Annotated in this window: 16 protein-coding genes and 1 pseudogene; 7 read left to right on the top strand and 10 right to left on the bottom strand. The window is 68.4% G+C overall.

Annotation, left to right across the window (positions count from 1 at the left end; genetic code table 11):
- Nucleotides 1-294: 294 nt before the first annotated feature.
- Nucleotides 295-513: a hypothetical protein gene (locus tag MRB58_RS22565; RefSeq protein ID WP_244779382.1), complete on the top strand. Its 219-nt coding sequence runs from the start codon at nt 295-297 to the stop codon at nt 511-513.
- 99 nt (nt 514-612) lie between these two features.
- Here MRB58_RS22565 and MRB58_RS22560 read toward each other — a convergent pair whose 3' ends face one another.
- Nucleotides 613-927, bottom strand: coding sequence for a DUF1476 domain-containing protein (locus tag MRB58_RS22560; RefSeq protein WP_244779381.1), 315 nt, complete (start codon nt 925-927; stop codon nt 613-615).
- Nucleotides 928-1,161: 234 nt separating this feature from the next.
- On the opposite strand from MRB58_RS22560, the gene purC reads away from it, so the two are divergent.
- From purC to purQ, 4 genes and pseudogenes are all read left to right on the top strand, one after another.
- On the top strand, nt 1,162-1,926 hold the full coding sequence (gene purC / locus MRB58_RS22555) for a phosphoribosylaminoimidazolesuccinocarboxamide synthase (protein ID WP_244779380.1): 765 nt from the start codon (nt 1,162-1,164) through the stop codon (nt 1,924-1,926).
- 70 nt (nt 1,927-1,996) lie between these two features.
- The gene (locus MRB58_RS22550) at nt 1,997-2,638 is read left to right on the top strand and encodes a LysE family translocator (protein WP_244779379.1); all 642 of its coding nucleotides are present in this window, start codon (nt 1,997-1,999) and stop codon (nt 2,636-2,638) included.
- Nucleotides 2,639-2,770: 132 nt separating this feature from the next.
- The gene (gene purS, locus MRB58_RS22545; protein WP_244779378.1) at nt 2,771-3,013 is read left to right on the top strand and encodes a phosphoribosylformylglycinamidine synthase subunit PurS; all 243 of its coding nucleotides are present in this window, start codon (nt 2,771-2,773) and stop codon (nt 3,011-3,013) included.
- Nucleotides 3,010-3,666, top strand: a pseudogene (gene purQ / locus MRB58_RS22540) (phosphoribosylformylglycinamidine synthase subunit PurQ); the annotation flags it as partial. The gene purS and the pseudogene purQ, both read left to right, overlap by 4 nt.
- A gap of 100 nt (nt 3,667-3,766) precedes the next feature.
- On the opposite strand, the gene MRB58_RS22535 reads toward purQ, so the two are convergent.
- Both MRB58_RS22535 and MRB58_RS22530 read right to left on the bottom strand, forming a co-directional pair.
- Entirely contained in the window at nt 3,767-4,201 is a 435-nt protein-coding gene (locus MRB58_RS22535; RefSeq protein ID WP_244779376.1) for a hypothetical protein, read from the bottom strand.
- A gap of 172 nt (nt 4,202-4,373) precedes the next feature.
- Complete coding sequence (locus MRB58_RS22530; protein WP_244779375.1) at nt 4,374-5,960, bottom strand: gamma-glutamyltransferase family protein; 1,587 nt, start codon at nt 5,958-5,960, stop codon at nt 4,374-4,376.
- A gap of 206 nt (nt 5,961-6,166) precedes the next feature.
- Between MRB58_RS22530 and MRB58_RS22525 the strand changes: the two genes are divergently transcribed.
- Nucleotides 6,167-7,678 (top strand): DEAD/DEAH box helicase, encoded by a 1,512-nt coding sequence (locus MRB58_RS22525; protein ID WP_244779373.1) that lies wholly within the window; start codon nt 6,167-6,169, stop codon nt 7,676-7,678.
- A 206-nt stretch (nt 7,679-7,884) separates the two neighbouring features.
- Nucleotides 7,885-9,294, top strand: coding sequence for a hypothetical protein (locus MRB58_RS22520; RefSeq protein ID WP_244779364.1), 1,410 nt, complete (start codon nt 7,885-7,887; stop codon nt 9,292-9,294).
- A 127-nt stretch (nt 9,295-9,421) separates the two neighbouring features.
- Here the strand turns inward: MRB58_RS22520 and MRB58_RS22515 are convergent, their stop codons facing one another.
- From MRB58_RS22515 to sufB, 7 genes are all read right to left on the bottom strand, one after another.
- Nucleotides 9,422-9,775, bottom strand: a complete 354-nt coding sequence (locus MRB58_RS22515; RefSeq protein ID WP_244779362.1) for an iron-sulfur cluster assembly accessory protein — start codon at nt 9,773-9,775, stop codon at nt 9,422-9,424.
- A 76-nt stretch (nt 9,776-9,851) separates the two neighbouring features.
- Nucleotides 9,852-10,337: an SUF system Fe-S cluster assembly protein gene (locus tag MRB58_RS22510; protein WP_371747213.1), complete on the bottom strand. Its 486-nt coding sequence runs from the start codon at nt 10,335-10,337 to the stop codon at nt 9,852-9,854.
- Between the two features lie 10 nt (nt 10,338-10,347).
- Entirely contained in the window at nt 10,348-11,589 is a 1,242-nt protein-coding gene (locus MRB58_RS22505) for a cysteine desulfurase (RefSeq protein WP_305853213.1), read from the bottom strand.
- Nucleotides 11,577-12,860, bottom strand: coding sequence for a SufD family Fe-S cluster assembly protein (locus MRB58_RS22500; RefSeq protein WP_244779360.1), 1,284 nt, complete (start codon nt 12,858-12,860; stop codon nt 11,577-11,579). The genes MRB58_RS22505 and MRB58_RS22500 overlap by 13 nt, the downstream gene beginning before the upstream one ends.
- A 9-nt stretch (nt 12,861-12,869) precedes the next feature.
- Nucleotides 12,870-13,625 (bottom strand): Fe-S cluster assembly ATPase SufC, encoded by a 756-nt coding sequence (gene sufC, locus MRB58_RS22495; protein ID WP_244779358.1) that lies wholly within the window; start codon nt 13,623-13,625, stop codon nt 12,870-12,872.
- An 11-nt stretch (nt 13,626-13,636) separates the two neighbouring features.
- Nucleotides 13,637-13,843: a hypothetical protein gene (locus MRB58_RS22490; protein WP_244779356.1), complete on the bottom strand. Its 207-nt coding sequence runs from the start codon at nt 13,841-13,843 to the stop codon at nt 13,637-13,639.
- Nucleotides 13,843-15,363, bottom strand: a complete 1,521-nt coding sequence (gene sufB, locus MRB58_RS22485) for a Fe-S cluster assembly protein SufB (protein ID WP_244779354.1) — start codon at nt 15,361-15,363, stop codon at nt 13,843-13,845. The genes MRB58_RS22490 and sufB overlap by 1 nt, the downstream gene beginning before the upstream one ends.
- Nucleotides 15,364-15,404: the final 41 nt, after the last annotated feature.

Below are 15,404 nucleotides of genomic sequence, written 5' to 3'. Positions count from 1 at the left end.
GCCGGGACCGCGATCAAAGCCAAAACCGCACTAATAACAGCGCGCACTCCACACCCTCCAGCTGGCATTGAGGCAACCATGACCGGCTCCCTCGCCCGATGGAAGCGTGATGCCGCCCCGCGCCATAAGCAGAGGATTGATTGGGCGGCGGCCGTGTTGAAGAGGCCACAGGGTGCGACAATCCGCACTGCCACTCGAGCCCGCCTTCGATCGTTTGGATTCACCGATGCGCAACATCTCGCCGGAGTCGCCGGCGCGCATCGCCCCTGAGTTTATGACAAAGTGAGTGGACCAATGGCTATTGATCGCGATGCGCAGGACGCGCGCCAAGGCGAGTTCGGACGGCGCACGTTCGTCGTCTTGATCGCCAGCACGACCATCGCCGCGCTGCTTGCGATCGGCGCCTACTTCTACGTCTTCGCCGAAGACGACCGTCAGCTCGACGGTCCGATGCCGTCGACCGGCTCCATCCAGGGGACTGCGGAGACGCCGCCGGCCCCGGACGCCCAGTAGCATCGCAGTCCCGGGCCCGAGCCGGGGGCGCCGTGCCGCGCCCCGCGCCTTTGGGGCCCGCGCCCGCCCCCGCGCCGGCGGCTCAGGCCGCCGGCCGGGTCACGAGAGCTGCTCGGCCGCCTCGACCAGAAGCTCACGCATCTTCAGGCGAATCTCTTCGTCCGACATCTCGACTCCGGCGGAGTTGAAGTCGCCCCGCACCTTGCGGAAGACGTCCTCGTCGCCCGGCTCGGCGAAGTCGGAGCGGACCACCTCCTTGGCATAGGCGTCGGCCGCCTCGCCGGTTCGGCCCAGCTTCTCGGCCGCCCACTTGCCCAACAGCTTGTTGCGGCGCGCCAGCGACTTGAAGCGCAGCTCCTCGTCGTGCGCGAAGCGCGCCTCGTATGCCCGTTCCCGTTCCTCGAACTGCGTCATTGTCCTCTCCTTGGCCGCGGGTCTTGGCTCTATCGGGTTAACCGCCAGTGTCAACGCCGGGATGCCATACGTCCATTGAGGCTTGGAGCGGGATGGAGTACCGTCGCGGCGCATCCGCGGTGTCGGCGTGCGCGATGCGACCACTTCGGGCGCTCGGAATGTTAACGCCTTTTCGCATAAACTTGACGTTCAGCGTACACGATGAAACCGCCCAACCCCCACCGGTACATCCCCATGAGCCGACGCCGCCGCATCTACGAAGGTAAAGCCAAAATCCTCTATGAGGGGCCGGAGCCCGGCACCCTCATCCAGCACTTCAAGGATGACGCGACCGCCTACAACGCCAAGAAACACTCCGTGATCGACGGCAAGGGGGTGCTGAACAACCGCATCTCCGAGCATATCTTCGGTCACCTCAACGACATGGGGATTCCGACGCACTTCATCCGTCGGCTCAACATGCGCGAGCAACTTATCCGCGAGGTCGAGATCATCCCGCTCGAAGTGGTGGTGCGCAACGTCGCCGCCGGCTCGCTCGCCAAGCGGCTCGGGCTGGAGGAAGGCACGCAGCTGCCCCGCTCGATCATCGAGTTCTATTACAAGAACGACGAGCTGGACGATCCGCTGGTGACCGAGGAGCACATCACCGCCTTCGGCTGGGCCACCCCCCAGGAACTCGACGATATCATGGCGCTCGCCGTGCGCGTGAACGACTTCCTCGCCGGCCTCTTCCTCGGCGTCGGCATTCGCCTGGTCGACTTCAAGATCGAGTGCGGGCGCTTGTGGGAGAACGACATGATGCGCGTCGTCGTGGCTGACGAGATCAGCCCCGATTCGTGCCGCCTGTGGGACACCAAGACCAACGAGAAGATGGACAAGGACCGCTTCCGGCGCGACCTCGGCGGCCTCCTCGAGGCCTACCAGGAAGTCGCTCAGCGTCTCGGCATCATGCCCGAGCAGGAGCGGCCGACCGTCTCGGGTCCCACACTCGTGCAGTAGACCGGGCCGGCCGTCGAGCCCCCGCGAGGGCTCGACCGCCTGCCTTGCCGGCGCCACCACCGGGTGAAAGATGGTCGAAATCGTCCCGCTCGTCAGCGTCTTCGCCGTCTTCGTCCCGGCCCTCGTCCTGCCGGGGCCGGACTTCGTCGCGGTGGTGCGCGTGGCCATGACGCGCGGCGCGCGGGCGGGGATCTTCACAGCCCTCGGCACGACGATCGGCCTCGTCACCTACGCGGCCCTGTCGATCTTCGGCCTCTCGGCGCTGCTGGCGCAGGTCGAGTGGCTGACGATCGTCGTGCGGGTGCTGGGCGGGGCCTACCTCGTCTATCTCGGCGTCAGGCTCGTCCGCACGCCACCTGACCAGCTCGACATCGGCGACGCCCCCGCCCCCGCCCCCATCGGCGCCCGCCGCGCGGTCCTCGGAGGGCTCCTGGTGAACCTCACCAATCCCAAGGCCATCGTCCTCTTCGCGTCCGTCTTTGCCACGGCGATCACGCCGCAGACTCATGCGGCGACGATGGCGCTGATGGTGGTGCTGGTCGGCGTGACGACGCTCGTCTGGTACACGCTGGTGAGCCTCTTCATGGCCTCGCCGCCGGTGATCCAGCGCTTCGCCGGCGCGCGCCACCGGATCGAGCGGATCGCCGGCGTGGCCTTCGTGGCGATCGGCGGCAAACTCATCGCCGACGCCCGCAGCCCGGTCTCCACCTGAGCGGGCCGGCTCATGTCGGCGGCGGCGCCCAGTTGCGGATCGCTCCCGGTTTTCCCAGCCCCGCGATTGAAAGCGCGGCGCGGGCGACGTAGGTGTGGCGCATAACGCCCACGCGCCCGGACACGAACACCCATGAAAGCTCGCGTCACCATCACCCTGAAGCCCGGCGTGCTCGACCCGCAGGGCAAGGCCATCGAGGGCGCGCTCTCCGGCCTCGGCTTCTCGGGCGTCCACTCCGCCCGCCAAGGCAAGGTGATCGACCTCGACCTCGCCGCGACCGACGCGACCGCCGCGCGCGAGGAGGTCGGCCGCATGTGCGAAGCTCTGCTCGCCAACACGGTGGTCGAGCGTTACGACATCGCGATCCTGTCATGAAGTCGGCGATCGTCGTCTTTCCGGGGTCCAACCGCGAGGCGGACGCCGCCCGTGCCATCCGCCTTGCCGGCGGCGAGACCCCGGTGATGGTGTGGCACGGCGACAGCGAGCTGCCCCCGGTCGACCTCGTGATGGTCCCCGGCGGCTTCGCGCATGGCGACTATCTGCGTGCCGGGGCGATCGCGGCCCGCTCGCCGGTGATGCGCGCCGTCGCCGCCCATGCCGAGCGTGGCGGCTATGTGCTGGGTGTGTGCAACGGCTTCCAGGTGCTGACCGAGGCGCGCCTCCTTCCGGGGGCGCTGATGCGCAATGCGGGCCTCACCTTCGTGTGCAGGCCGGTACGGCTGAAGGTCGAGCAGACTTGCGCCTTCACCGGCGACTACGAGCGCGGCGCGACGGTGACCTTCCCCACGGCCCACCATGACGGCAACTACCGGGCCGACGAGGAGACGATCGAGCGGCTGGAGGGCGAGGGCCGCGTCGTGCTGCGCTATGTCGACAATCCGAACGGCTCCGCCGAGGACATCGCCGGGATCCTCAACGAGCAGGGCAATGTGCTCGGCATGATGCCGCATCCGGAAAACGCGGTGGAGGCACTGCTCGGGCCGACCGACGGGCTGCCGCTCTTCACCAGCATCGTCGCCGCCGTCGCCAGCGGCGAGCCGGCGCATCCGCCGCGCCGCCCGCTACTGGACCGGCTGATTCACCGTAACGTCCCGCCGGGCGCCTGACGCCCAGCCGACCGGCCCCCGATCATGGCCGCGTTGGGAGCGCCTCGAAGTCCTGTGCGTCGGGGCCGAGGACATCCTCGATGCCCCACACGTCGCCGGCCCGCGTGAAGGCGACGACGAAGACCTCGTCCCCCGCCGCGCCGATCGGCACCATCGCCTCGCCGCCGGGCCGGTAGCGCGTGTCGCCGGTGGGGCCGGTCGCGGCGTCCACCGCCTCCGCCCGCCAGCCTGTGAAGATGTCGCGATACGTCGGATGGTCCTCGCCCCGTGCGGCGACCTTCGTCAGATACGCGCGGTTGTTGTCGTTCATCAGCGGCAAAATCGCGGCGAGGTCGCGCGCCTTGTAGGCTTCGATGAAGGCGAGCGTCATCGTTTCGGGTGTGGCGCTTCGAGTGTCCTGTGCCTGAACCATGCCGGCGAGGCCGAGCGCCAGGACGGCGCCGAGAACGAACCGCATGTCGTATCCCTCAATTCGCGATGGGAAGAGGGGTAGCGCGCGGCGCCGGCCGCGAACATCGGCCGGGCCAACACTCTTGCACACACCGGCGTGACGACGCCGCCGGCGCCGCCCGGCGACGGGGCGAGGCGATGGGGCGAGGCGCGGGGGACCGCCCTCGCCTCGCAAGGCGTCACAGGACGCCGGCGTAACCGTCCTTGCGGGTGTCGGAGCCGGCGGCGTAGAGGTCGCCGTGGCGCATGATCGCCTGTGCCCCGCCGAACCCGAACGCCACGCCCGGCGCGTCGTTCTGGATGACGTGGCCCATCGCGGCCAGCGTCTCCATCGTCGCCTCGCCGATGTGGCGCTCGATGGCGATCGAGCGGCCGGAGAGGATGCGGAAGCGCGGTGCGTCGATCGCCGCCTGCACCGGCTGGCCGAACCGCACCATGCGCGTGACGAGCTGCGCGTGCCCCTGCGCCTGGATCGGCCCGCCCATCATGCCGAACGCCATCAAGGGTCCGGCGCCCTTCGTCACGAAGCCGGGGATGATGGTGTGGAACGGCCGCTTGCCGGGCGCGACGACGTTGGGGCTCGCCGGATCCAGCGAGAAGCCCGCGCCGCGGTTCTGCATCGAGACGCCGAACTTGCCGACCACGCAGCCCGAGCCGAAGCCCATGTAGTTGGACTGGATGAAGGAGACCATCATCCCGTCCCGGTCCGCCGTCGTCAGCAAGATGGTGCCGCCGGGAAGGTGGATGCCCGGGCCGGGCTCCTGCGCCTTGTACGGGTCGATCAGCTTCACCCGCTCGTCGAGGTAGGCGGGATCGAGGAGGTCGGCGGCGCTGATCTTCATGTGCTCAAGATCGGCGACGTGGAGGGCGGTGTCGGCCATCGCCAGCTTCACCGCCTCGATCTCCAGATGCAGAGCGCGTGCGCTGTCCGGGTCGTCGCCGAGGTCCAGCCGGTCGAGCAGGCCGAGCGCGATGAGTGCGGTGATCCCCTGCCCGTTCGGCGGGATCTCCTGCGTGGTGACCCCGAAGGCGTCCATCTTGATGGGATCGACCCAGTCGGCCGTGTGGGCGGCGAGGTCGTCCATGGTCATCGCCCCGCCCTCGGCCTTGGACTGGCGGGCGATCTCCTCGGCGATGGCGCCGGTATAGAAGGCGTCGCCGCCGGTGACGGCGATCAGCTCCAGCGCGTCGGCCGCGCCGGGCATCTTGAAGAGGTCGCCGGCACGGGGCGCCGCACCGCCGGGCATGAAGGTCTCGCGCCAGGACGCGCTGTCACGGAAGCGCTCGACCTGATTCGCCCACGAGATGGCGGTGATCGGCCCGACGCCGTAGCCCTCGCGGGCGATGCGGATGGCGTCCACCAGCAGATCGCCGAACGAGAGCGCGCCGAACTTGTCCGACAGCGCCCGCCAGGCCGAGACGGCGCCCGGCACGGTGGCCGCGTTCCAGCCGTTGATGGGGACGCTGGCGGCCCCCGCGAAGTGCTGCGGCGTCCAGGCGGCGGGGGCGCGGCCGCTGGCGTTGAGGCCGTGCAGCTCGGACCCGTCCCACACCAGGGCGAAGGCGTCGGAGCCGAGGCCGTTGGATACCGGCTCGGTGACGGTGAGGACCGCGGCCGTCGCGATGGCGGCGTCGACCGCGTTGCCGCCGCGGCGCAGCACGGCGAGGCCCGCCTGGACGGCCAGCGGTTCGGAGGTCGCAACCGCCGCGTGTCCGAAGTTGGTCGAGCGTCCGGTCCGGTAGAGTTCCCGGTCTTCGAAGTTCATCGCGTATAAGCCTGCATTTTTGTTTTGATGCATTTCTGCCATGCGCGCCGAACTCGTCTCGGAGCGCAAGGGCCTGCGTATTGACATGCCATCTTTATTGTTTACCTACCATGAGCACGGCTTCCGCCGATTGACATTGGCGTCTTGTCCTGCTTTGCGCAGGCGTGACGCTCGAACCATGAGACAATTGAACCATTTCTGATCCGATGTTCAACGAACTCGGTCTCAGCCCGAAGGTGCTTTCCGCCGTCGAGGCTGCCGGGTACACCAAACCGACGCCCATCCAGGCGGCGGCGATTCCGCATGCGCTGGAGAAGAGGGACGTCCTGGGCCTGGCCCAGACCGGAACGGGCAAGACCGCCTCGTTCGTCCTTCCGATGTTGTCGCTCCTTGAAAAGGGCCGGGCCCGCGCGCGGATGCCCCGCACGCTCATCCTGGAACCAACCCGCGAGCTTGCCGCCCAGGTGGTGGAGAGCTTCGAGAAATACGGCGTCAACCACAAGCTCACCGTCGCCCTCCTCATCGGTGGTGTCTCTTTCGAAGAGCAGAACCGCAAGATCGACCGTGGCGCCGACGTCGTGATCGCCACCCCCGGCCGCCTGCTCGATCATCTGGAGCGTGGCAAGCTCCTGTTGCAGCAGGTCGAGATCCTCGTCGTCGACGAGGCGGACCGCATGCTCGACATGGGCTTCATCCCGGATATCGAGCGCGTCTGCAAGATCCTGCCGGCCAAGCGCCAGACGCTGTTCTTCTCGGCCACCATGCCGAAGGAGATCGCCAACCTGGTCGACCGCTTCCTCAATGATCCGATCCGCGTGGAGGTGTCGCCGACGTCCTCGGCCGCGGAGACCGTGACGCAGCGTTTCGTACGCTCCGGGTCGACCCCGAAGGACAAGCGCGACACGCTCCGTCGCCTCATCCGCGGCGAGAAGGAGCTGGCCAACGGCATCATCTTCTGCAACCGCAAGCGGGACATCGGCACGTTGTTCCGCTCGCTGGAGCGGCACGGCTTCTCCGTCGGCGCGCTGCATGGCGACATGGATCAGCGCACCCGCATGCTGACGCTGGAGGCCTTCAAGCAGGAGAAGATCACCCTTCTCGTCGCATCGGACGTCGCCGCCCGCGGGCTCGACATCCCGAAGGTCAGCCACGTCTTCAACTACGACGTTCCGCATAATGCGGAGGACTATGTCCACCGTATCGGCCGCACTGGCCGGGCGGGTCGCTCCGGCTCGGCCTTCACGATCTCGACGCCCGAGGACAAGAAGCTCGTCGCCGCGATCGAGTCGATGTTGAAGCGCAGCGTGGACTGGTTCGAGGACGACGCGCCCGCCAAGGCGGCCCCGACTCCTGCTCCGGCCGCTGCCGCCGCGGACGAGACGCCGCGCCCGTCCCGCGGTCGCCGTCGTGGCGAGAGACGCGCCGAGCAGGCCGCCGCCGCTCCCGCGCCGGAGACGACCGCGGCCCCGGCTTCCGCCCCTGCTTCCGCTCCCGCCCCTGCTCCCCGGGCCGAAGCGCCCGCCAGGAGCGACGGCGAGGCGACACGGTCCGAGCGCGGGTCGCGCCGCTCCAAGGGACGTCGCGGCGAAGGTCGCGAGCCGGAGGAGAACCGCGTCGTCTTCCGTGACACTCCCTACGTTCCGGCGTTCCTCTTGCGGCCGTTGACGCCGCGCAAGGTCACGCCGGCCCGCAAGTCCACCACCGAGCAGGTCGGCTGACAGCCGCCTTGTACCAGCGACCGTCGAACGGCGGTCGCGGCGCCGACCGGGGCCGCCTCTCGCCCCACCGGGTGCATGTCCAGCCCGAGATATTGCCGATTTCTTAACGTCGGGCCTGTGGATATTAGGAGTTCATTAACCACACTCCGCAATGTTTGGTGGCGACCGCACGACACGCGCGGTCCCAGAAAACATGAGGCAGAGCCGTGGTGCATGATTTCCAGGACAGCGCGTCCGACCGCCACACCAGCGCGCGCAGCGGGGCGCACTCTCTCCCATCCTACGAAGCAGAACTCGCCCGCGCCCTCGCCGACGAGCTGATCACGGCCGAGCCGGACTCCAGCGCAGCGGCGCCGGATCCGCAGGACGAGGCGCTCGGCGCGGCGGACCCGCAGGCCGATCCGCCGGCCGCAGCCGATGCGACGCCGTGCGCCGACGGCGCGCCGCCCAGCGCGCGTGCCTGTGCGGCCGAAGCGCCGTTCCGCGCCGCCCTACCCGCGCCCGAGACGCCGTCGCCCGCCGTCGCGAAGGCCGCGCCGCAGCCTGCGCCGGCGCTCGCCGACGGCGACGACGACGATGCGGCGGACGAGGTCGACGCAGCGTTCAGCCGTGTGCTCTTCACAGCCTCGCCCGCGCCCTTCCGGGCGCCCGCGGCGCCGAAAGCCGCCGCCGAGGCGGAGATGGAGAACGCGGTCACGGCGCCTGCGCCCAGCCTCGCCGCCATCGCCCTGCCCGATCTGTCCCACATCCGCCTCGATGCCGGCACCCCGTCGCGTGAACTGGTCCTCGCCGGCGCAGGGGTAGAAGCGGGGGCGGACGGGGACACGATGGTGGCCGAGCGACCTGCCGAAAGTGCCTACCGCGCCGTCGCTGTCGCCACACCGGCGACCGGTTCGGCGATCGCCCACGGTGCCGCCGGCCCCACCGCTCACCCCGCCTACGTCTCGCGCGAGCTGATGGTCTCCGGCCCGACCCTCATCGAGGAGCCGGGCCACCCGCCGGCCCGCACCGGCGGCGGTAACGGCGACACGCCCAGGCTCGACGGCACGGCGCTCCGCCCGCGCCTCGATGGTCATTCCGGCGGGCCGCCCGCGTCCGACCGCGCCGCCACCGCCGAGGCGGCGCCGTTCCAGTCGGAACGGCCGATGCTCCTGCGCGACACGCGGCGGATCTGGATGGGCGCTCCGGCGAAGCGCGCCCCGCATACGATCGCCGTCCTGTCGCTGCGCCTGCCGGAGCTCGCGCCCCGGTCGGCCGAGGCGCTGGGCGTCATGCGCCGCACCCGCCAGGCGCTGGTCGAGGCGCTCGGGGGTCTCGGAACGGTCTATGCCGTCGCCCCCTTCGCGATCGCCGTCGTCTTCCCCGACCGCGCCCTGCACCAGACCACTCGGATCGCCGAGGCGGTGAAGTCCACCGTCGACCAGCAGAACGAGAAGGCGCCCGCGACCGCGCTGATCCTGGCATGCGGCATCTCCGCCCTCCACCGCGACGACGACCCGACGAGCGCCATCTGCATCGCCGAACACTGCCTCGGCCTCGCCGAGCAGGCGCACGAATCCAAGGTCCTGAGCGAGATCTCGCCCGAGGCCCGGTTCCGCTCCAAGCAAGCCTATTGACCCCGGCGGCGCGCGCGGTCCCGCCGCGACGCGCGCTGCGGGAGCCGCGACGAGAAAAGGCCGGTCCTGGTGGGACCGGCCTTTCGCGTCGATGCTTTGCCGTGCGGGGAAGCCCGGCGTGGTGCGCTTATTCGGCCGCAGCCTTCAGCTCGACCGATTCGCCGCAACCGCAGGCGGAAACCTGGTTGGGGTTCTGGAAGGTGAAGCCGGAGCGGAACTTCGTCACCTCGTAGTCCATCCGGCAGCCGAGCAGGAAGAGCACGGCCGCCTTGTCGACGAAGACGCGGGCGCCGGACGCCTCGACGATCTCGTCCTTGGGGTCCGGGTCGGTGACCGCGTCCATGGTGTACTCCATGCCCGCGCAACCGCCTTTCTTGATCCCGACGCGTAGGCCCGCGATCGGCGGATCGGCGCGTCCCACGATTTCGCGCACGCGGTCGGCGGCATTGTCGGACATGGTCATGATGGCCGGGCGGGACATACTGGCTCCTCAACCTGACGGGTCGAATTGGAATGTAGGCATTTCGCCCGGTGGACGCCACCGGGGGCGCCCGACATTAGAACATATCGAGAGCGACGCGGGCCTCGTCCGACATCCGCGACGGGTCCCACGGCGGGTCGAACACCATGTTCACCAGCACCGCGCCGACGCCCTCCACCGTGCCGATGGCGTTCTCGACCCACCCCGGCATCTCGCCGGCGACGGGGCAGCCGGGCGCCGTCAGCGTCATGTCGACGCGGATGGAGCGGTCGTCCTCGATGTCGACGCGGTAGATGAGGCCGAGCTCGTAGATATCGACCGGGATTTCCGGGTCGTACACCGTCTTGAGCGCGGCGATGATGTCCTGCGTGATCCGGTCCAGCTCTTCCTCGGGGATCGCCGAGGTGCCGGGCTCCAAGACCTCGGTCTCGGGGAGCCCGCCGCCGACCGCCTCGGCATCGCGCGCCAGACGATCCTCGGACAGCGGGCGGTGCTCGGACGGGGCGTCCGTGGCGCGCTCCGGCGTCGTGTTGTCGGCGAACCCGGCCTTGGTGCTGTCCATCGTCACCTCCTTACACGAAGAATCTATGGGCTTTCTCGATGGCCTCGGCAAGTCGATCCACTTCGGCTCGCGTGTTGTAGAGGCCAAAAGACGCCCGGCAGGTGGCATTGATCCCGAGCGCGTCCATCAAAGGCTCGGTGCAATGCTGTCCGGCCCGCACCGCAACACCTTCGCGGTCCAGGATGGTCGACACGTCGTGGGGATGGGCCCCCTGGAGATTGAACGCGAATACGCCGCCGCGGTTCGGAGCGTCGCCGTAGAGCGAGAGCGCGTTGACGCCGCGCAGCCGCTCGCGGGCGTAGGCGGTGAGGTCGGCCTCGTGGGCGGTGATCGCGTCCCAGCCGATCGCCTCGACATACTCGACCGCGGCGCCCAGGCCGATGGCCTGCGCGATCGGCGGCGTGCCCGCCTCGAAGCGGTTGGGCAGACCCGCATAGACGACCGTGTCGCGCGAGACGGACTCGATCATCTCGCCGCCGCCCAGGAAGGGCGGCATCGCCTCCAGGAGTTCGCGGCGGCCGTAGAGGACGCCGATCCCGGTGGGGCCGTAGAGCTTGTGGCCGGTGAAGGCGAAGAAGTCACAGCCGATCGCCTGCACGTCGACGGGGCCGTGGACCGCGCTCTGCGACCCGTCGATCAGGGTCGGGATGCCCCGTTCGCGGGCGATGCGGCAGATCTCGGCAACCGGGTTCACCGTGCCCAGGACGTTCGACATGTGCACCATGGCGACCATCTTGGTTCGCTCGGTCAGCGCCGCCTCGTAGGCTTCCATGTCGAGCGAGCCGTCCTCGGTGAGGCCGATCCACTTGATGACGGCGCCCTGCCGCTCGCGCAGGAAGTGCCAGGGCACGATGTTGGAGTGATGCTCCATGACGGTGACGACGATCTCGTCGCCCTCGCCGATCCGCGTGCGCCCGAAGGTCTGTGCCACGAGGTTGATCGCCTCGGTGGAGGAGCGGGTGAAGATCACCTCCTCCGTCGACGGTGCGTTGAGGAAGCGGCGCACGGTCTCGCGCGCCCCCTCGTAGGCCTCGGTCGAGCGGTTGGCGAGCGTGTGCAGGCCGCGGTGTACGTTGGCGTAGTCGCGCGTGTAGGCCTCTATCAGCCGCTCCAGCACCGGCGTCGGCTTCTGGGCCGAGGCGGCGCTGTCGAGGTAGACCAGCGGCTTGCCGTGGATCGTCTCCTTCAGGATCGGGAAGTCCTCCCGGATCCGCGCGACGTCCAGGGTGGCGGGCGCGCTCACGACGTCCACGCCTTGCCTCCGACCGCGGAGAGCGATTCGCGGATGCGGGCCTCCAGCTTCTCCCGCAGCGCTTCGTCCGCGACGAGGTCGAACGCCTCGATGATGAACGCCTCGGTGAGGAGCCGTCGGGCCGTCGCTTCCGGAATGCCGCGGGCGCGCAGGTAGAAGATGGGTTCGTCGTCGATGTCGCCGGACGTGGCGCCGTGACCGCAGACGACGTCGTCGGCGAAGATCTCCAGCTCCGGCTTGTTCACCACCTCGCCGGTATCGTCGAGGAAGAGCGCGTTGGACATCATCTTCGAATCGGTCTTCTGCGCGTCCGGGTCGACGATGATGCGGCCCTGCACGATCGCCGTGCCACCGTCGCCGACCGCCGACTTGAAGATCTCCGAAGAGCGGGAGCCGACCGCATCGTGGCGCACCACCAGCGTGTTGTCCGCATGGCGCTTGCCGATGGCGACGGTCGCGGCGCGGAAGTTGGCCTCCGCGTCATGGCCGACGACGTGGCCGAAGATCTGGTTGCGGGCGAGGCCCTTGCCGGTCGTCACGGTCAGGTGGTCGAGCTGGGCGCGCTCGGGCACCTCGACATGATAGGAGGACAGCTCCACCGCCTCTTCCGACCGGCCCTCGACCAGGCGGATCCAGTCGACGTGGGCGCCCTCGCCGAGCGTCACCTCGGTGAGCGCGTTCTCGACCGTGCCGGCCTGGCCCAGCATCCGCTCCACCACCGACACGCGGCCCTCCGTCGCGACGGTCATCGCGACGCGGCTCATGACGAGGTTGTCGCCGGTCGCGACGTGGACGAGCTCGATCGGCCCGCCCGCCTCACCGTCGACGGACACCACCACGCCGCCCTCGAACAGGCCGACGTTGGCGAGCGTCAGCGGGTCGTCGCTGTCGGCGACCAGCGTGCCGACGCCGGACAGGTCCGCCTGCGGGTCGAGGATGGAGCGCACGGTGACGTTGGCCGGGGTCGTGGACAGCGCCTCCACGAAGCGACCGTTGGCGATGACGATGCGCGACGCGCCCTCGACCAGCGCCGGATAGCCGTCCAGCACCGCCTGGACGGCGACGGGGTCGGCCGCGGCCGGCACCGGCGGCAGGTTGCGCAGCCGGGCGCGCAGGTCGGTATATTTGTAGGCTTCGACACGGCGGTGCGGCAGGCCGCCTGCGGCGAACCGCTCGAACGCGGCGGTGCGCGCATCGGCCAGCGGGGCGTCGCGCTTGGTTTCGAAGAGAGCCGAAAGCGCCGCTTCGGCCTCGGTCGGATTGGCGTTCATGACACCCCCTTACGCGACTTCGAGGAACTCGGCGTAACCCTTCGCCTCGAGTTCCTTGGCCAGCTCCGGACCACCGGAGCGCACGATGCGCCCACCCGCCAGAACATGCACATGATCCGGCTCGATATAGTCGAGCAGCCGCTGATAGTGGGTGATGACGAGGAAGGAGCGATCCGGCGCCCGCAGCGCGTTGACGCCTTCCGAGACGATCCGCAGCGCATCGATGTCGAGGCCGGAATCGGTCTCGTCGAGGACGCAGAACTTCGGCTCCAGGAGGGCCATCTGCATGATCTCGTTGCGCTTCTTCTCACCGCCGGAGAAGCCGACATTGATCGGCCGGCGCAGCATGTCCTGGGCGATGCCGAGCTTCTCGGCCGCTCCCTTGACCGCCTTCATGAACTCCGGGGTCGAGAGGGCCTTCTCGCCGCGCGCATCGCGCTGGGCGTTCATGGCGGTCTTGAGGAAGGTCATCGTCGCCACGCCGGGCACTTCCACCGGGTACTGGAAGGCGAGGAAGATGCCGGCCGCGGCGCGCTCCTCGGGCTCCATCTCCAGGAGGTTCTCCTCCTTGTAGGTGATGGTGCCGTCGGTCACCTCGTAGCCGTCCTTGCCGGCGATGATGTGGCCCAGCGTCGACTTGCCGGCCCCGTTCGGGCCCATGATGGCGTGCACCTCGCCCGGCCAGATCTCGAGGTCGAGACCCTTCAGGATCTCGCGGCCTTCCTCGTCGTCGACCTTGGCGTGCAGATTCTCGATTGCGAGCATGTGTTGTCTTCTCAATTGGCGATGATGGCGAGCATGATCACGACGGCGGTGAACGCCACGCCCATCAGAATTCTGTCGGTCGAAGTGGCGCGCAGCCCGGTACGTTCGAGCCGGCGCCGTGCCTTCAACAGTTCGAGGCGCTTCACTTCGAGTTCGAGACGCTCGACCTCTTCGCGAAGCTGCGCGACGTCGCCGTCGCGCCCGTTGAGGGAGCGCACTACCCGACGGAACCCTCGAGGCTGACGCCGATGAGTTTCTGCGCTTCGACCGCGAACTCCATCGGGAGCTGCTGGATCACGTCGCGCACGAAGCCGTTGACGATGAGCGCCACCGCCTCCTCCTCGCCGATCCCGCGGGCGCGGCAGTAGAAGAGCTGATCGTCGGAGATCTTCGACGTGGTCGCCTCGTGCTCGAACTGGACCGAGCCGTTCTTCGATTCCACGTAAGGGATCGTGATCGCGGCGCACTTGTCGCCGATCAGCAGCGAATCGCACTGCGTGAAGTTGCGTGCGCCCTTGGCCTTGCGGTGCGCCTGAACGAGGCCGCGATAGGCGTTCAGCGATTTGCCGGCGGCGATGCCCTTGGAGATGATCCGGCTCGACGTGTTCTTGCCGAGGTGGATCATCTTCGTGCCGGAATCGATCTGCTGATAGCCGTTGGAAATGGCGATCGAGTAGAACTCGCCGCGGCTGTCGTCACCACGCAGGATGCAGCTGGGGTACTTCCAGGTGATCGCCGAGCCGGTCTCCACCTGCGTCCACGAGATCTTCGAGCGCGCGCCGCGGCAATCGCCCCGCTTGGTGACGAAGTTGTAGATGCCGCCCTTGCCCTCGGAATCGCCGGGGAACCAGTTCTGCACGGTCGAGTATTTGATCTCGGCATCATCCAGCGCCACCAGCTCGACGACCGCGGCGTGAAGCTGGTTTTCGTCGCGCTGCGGGGCGGTGCAGCCCTCCAGGTACGACACGTACGAGCCCTTGTCGGCGATGATGAGCGTGCGCTCGAACTGGCCGGTGTTCTGCTCGTTGATGCGGAAATAGGTCGACAGTTCCATCGGGCAGCGCACGCCCGGCGGAATGTAGACGAACGACCCGTCGGTGAAGACGGCCGAGTTGAGCGTCGCGTAGAAGTTGTCCGACTGCGGGACGACCGTGCCGAGGTACTTCTGGATCAGCTCCGGATGCTCGCGGATCGCCTCGGAGATCGAGCAGAAGATCACGCCCGCCTTGGCGAGTTCCTTCTTGAAGGTGGTCACCACCGAGACCGAATCGAACACCGCGTCCACGGCGACGTTGCCGCCATAGGGGTTCGCCGCGCCGCCCTCTTCCAGCTCGGACGGCTCGCCCTGCTTACGAACGCCGGCCAGAATCTCCTGCTCTTTCAGCGGGATACCCAGCTTCTCGTAGGTCCTGAGAAGCTCCGGGTCGACCTCGTCGAGCGACTTCGGCCCGTCGGTCGTCTTGGGGGCGGCGTAATAATAGAGGTCGTTGAAGTCGATCTTCGGATAGTGGACCGACGCCCAAGTCGGTTCCTCCATGGTCAGCCACCGGCGATATGCCTCAAGCCGCCACTCGAGCATCCATTTCGGCTCGTCTTTTTTGGCCGAGATGAACGCGATCACCTCTTCCGACAGGCCTTTGGGGGCTTTGTCGGACTCGATGTCGGTGATGAAACCGTACTTGTACTTGTCGACGTCGATCGCGGCGACGCGATCGATCGTCTCCTGAACTGCTGGCATCGGACCCTCCGCACGGGTTCAAAGCCCGTAGGTTGGACATT

The sequence above is a fragment of the Acuticoccus sp. I52.16.1 genome, from assembly GCF_022865125.1.
Lineage (GTDB): Bacteria > Pseudomonadota > Alphaproteobacteria > Rhizobiales > Amorphaceae > Acuticoccus.
The sequence above is the reverse complement of the archived record's forward strand: the minus strand, read 5'-3'. Positions and strand labels throughout refer to the sequence as shown.

Bases quoted from the DNA above. Each gene is read 5' to 3' on its own strand.
- MRB58_RS22565 (WP_244779382.1), top strand. From the start codon at position 295: ATGGCTATTGATCGCGATGCGCAGGACGCGCGCCAAGGCGAGTTCGGA.
- MRB58_RS22560 (WP_244779381.1), bottom strand. From the start codon at position 927: ATGACGCAGTTCGAGGAACGGGAACGGGCATACGAGGCGCGCTTCGCG.
- purC (WP_244779380.1), top strand. From the start codon at position 1,162: ATGAGCCGACGCCGCCGCATCTACGAAGGTAAAGCCAAAATCCTCTAT.
- MRB58_RS22550 (WP_244779379.1), top strand. From the start codon at position 1,997: ATGGTCGAAATCGTCCCGCTCGTCAGCGTCTTCGCCGTCTTCGTCCCG.
- purS (WP_244779378.1), top strand. From the start codon at position 2,771: ATGAAAGCTCGCGTCACCATCACCCTGAAGCCCGGCGTGCTCGACCCG.
- MRB58_RS22535 (WP_244779376.1), bottom strand. From the start codon at position 4,201: ATGCGGTTCGTTCTCGGCGCCGTCCTGGCGCTCGGCCTCGCCGGCATG.
- MRB58_RS22530 (WP_244779375.1), bottom strand. From the start codon at position 5,960: ATGAACTTCGAAGACCGGGAACTCTACCGGACCGGACGCTCGACCAAC.
- MRB58_RS22525 (WP_244779373.1), top strand. From the start codon at position 6,167: ATGTTCAACGAACTCGGTCTCAGCCCGAAGGTGCTTTCCGCCGTCGAG.
- MRB58_RS22515 (WP_244779362.1), bottom strand. From the start codon at position 9,775: ATGTCCCGCCCGGCCATCATGACCATGTCCGACAATGCCGCCGACCGC.
- MRB58_RS22510 (WP_371747213.1), bottom strand. From the start codon at position 10,337: ATGGACAGCACCAAGGCCGGGTTCGCCGACAACACGACGCCGGAGCGC.
- MRB58_RS22500 (WP_244779360.1), bottom strand. From the start codon at position 12,860: ATGAACGCCAATCCGACCGAGGCCGAAGCGGCGCTTTCGGCTCTCTTC.
- sufC (WP_244779358.1), bottom strand. From the start codon at position 13,625: ATGCTCGCAATCGAGAATCTGCACGCCAAGGTCGACGACGAGGAAGGC.
- sufB (WP_244779354.1), bottom strand. From the start codon at position 15,363: ATGCCAGCAGTTCAGGAGACGATCGATCGCGTCGCCGCGATCGACGTC.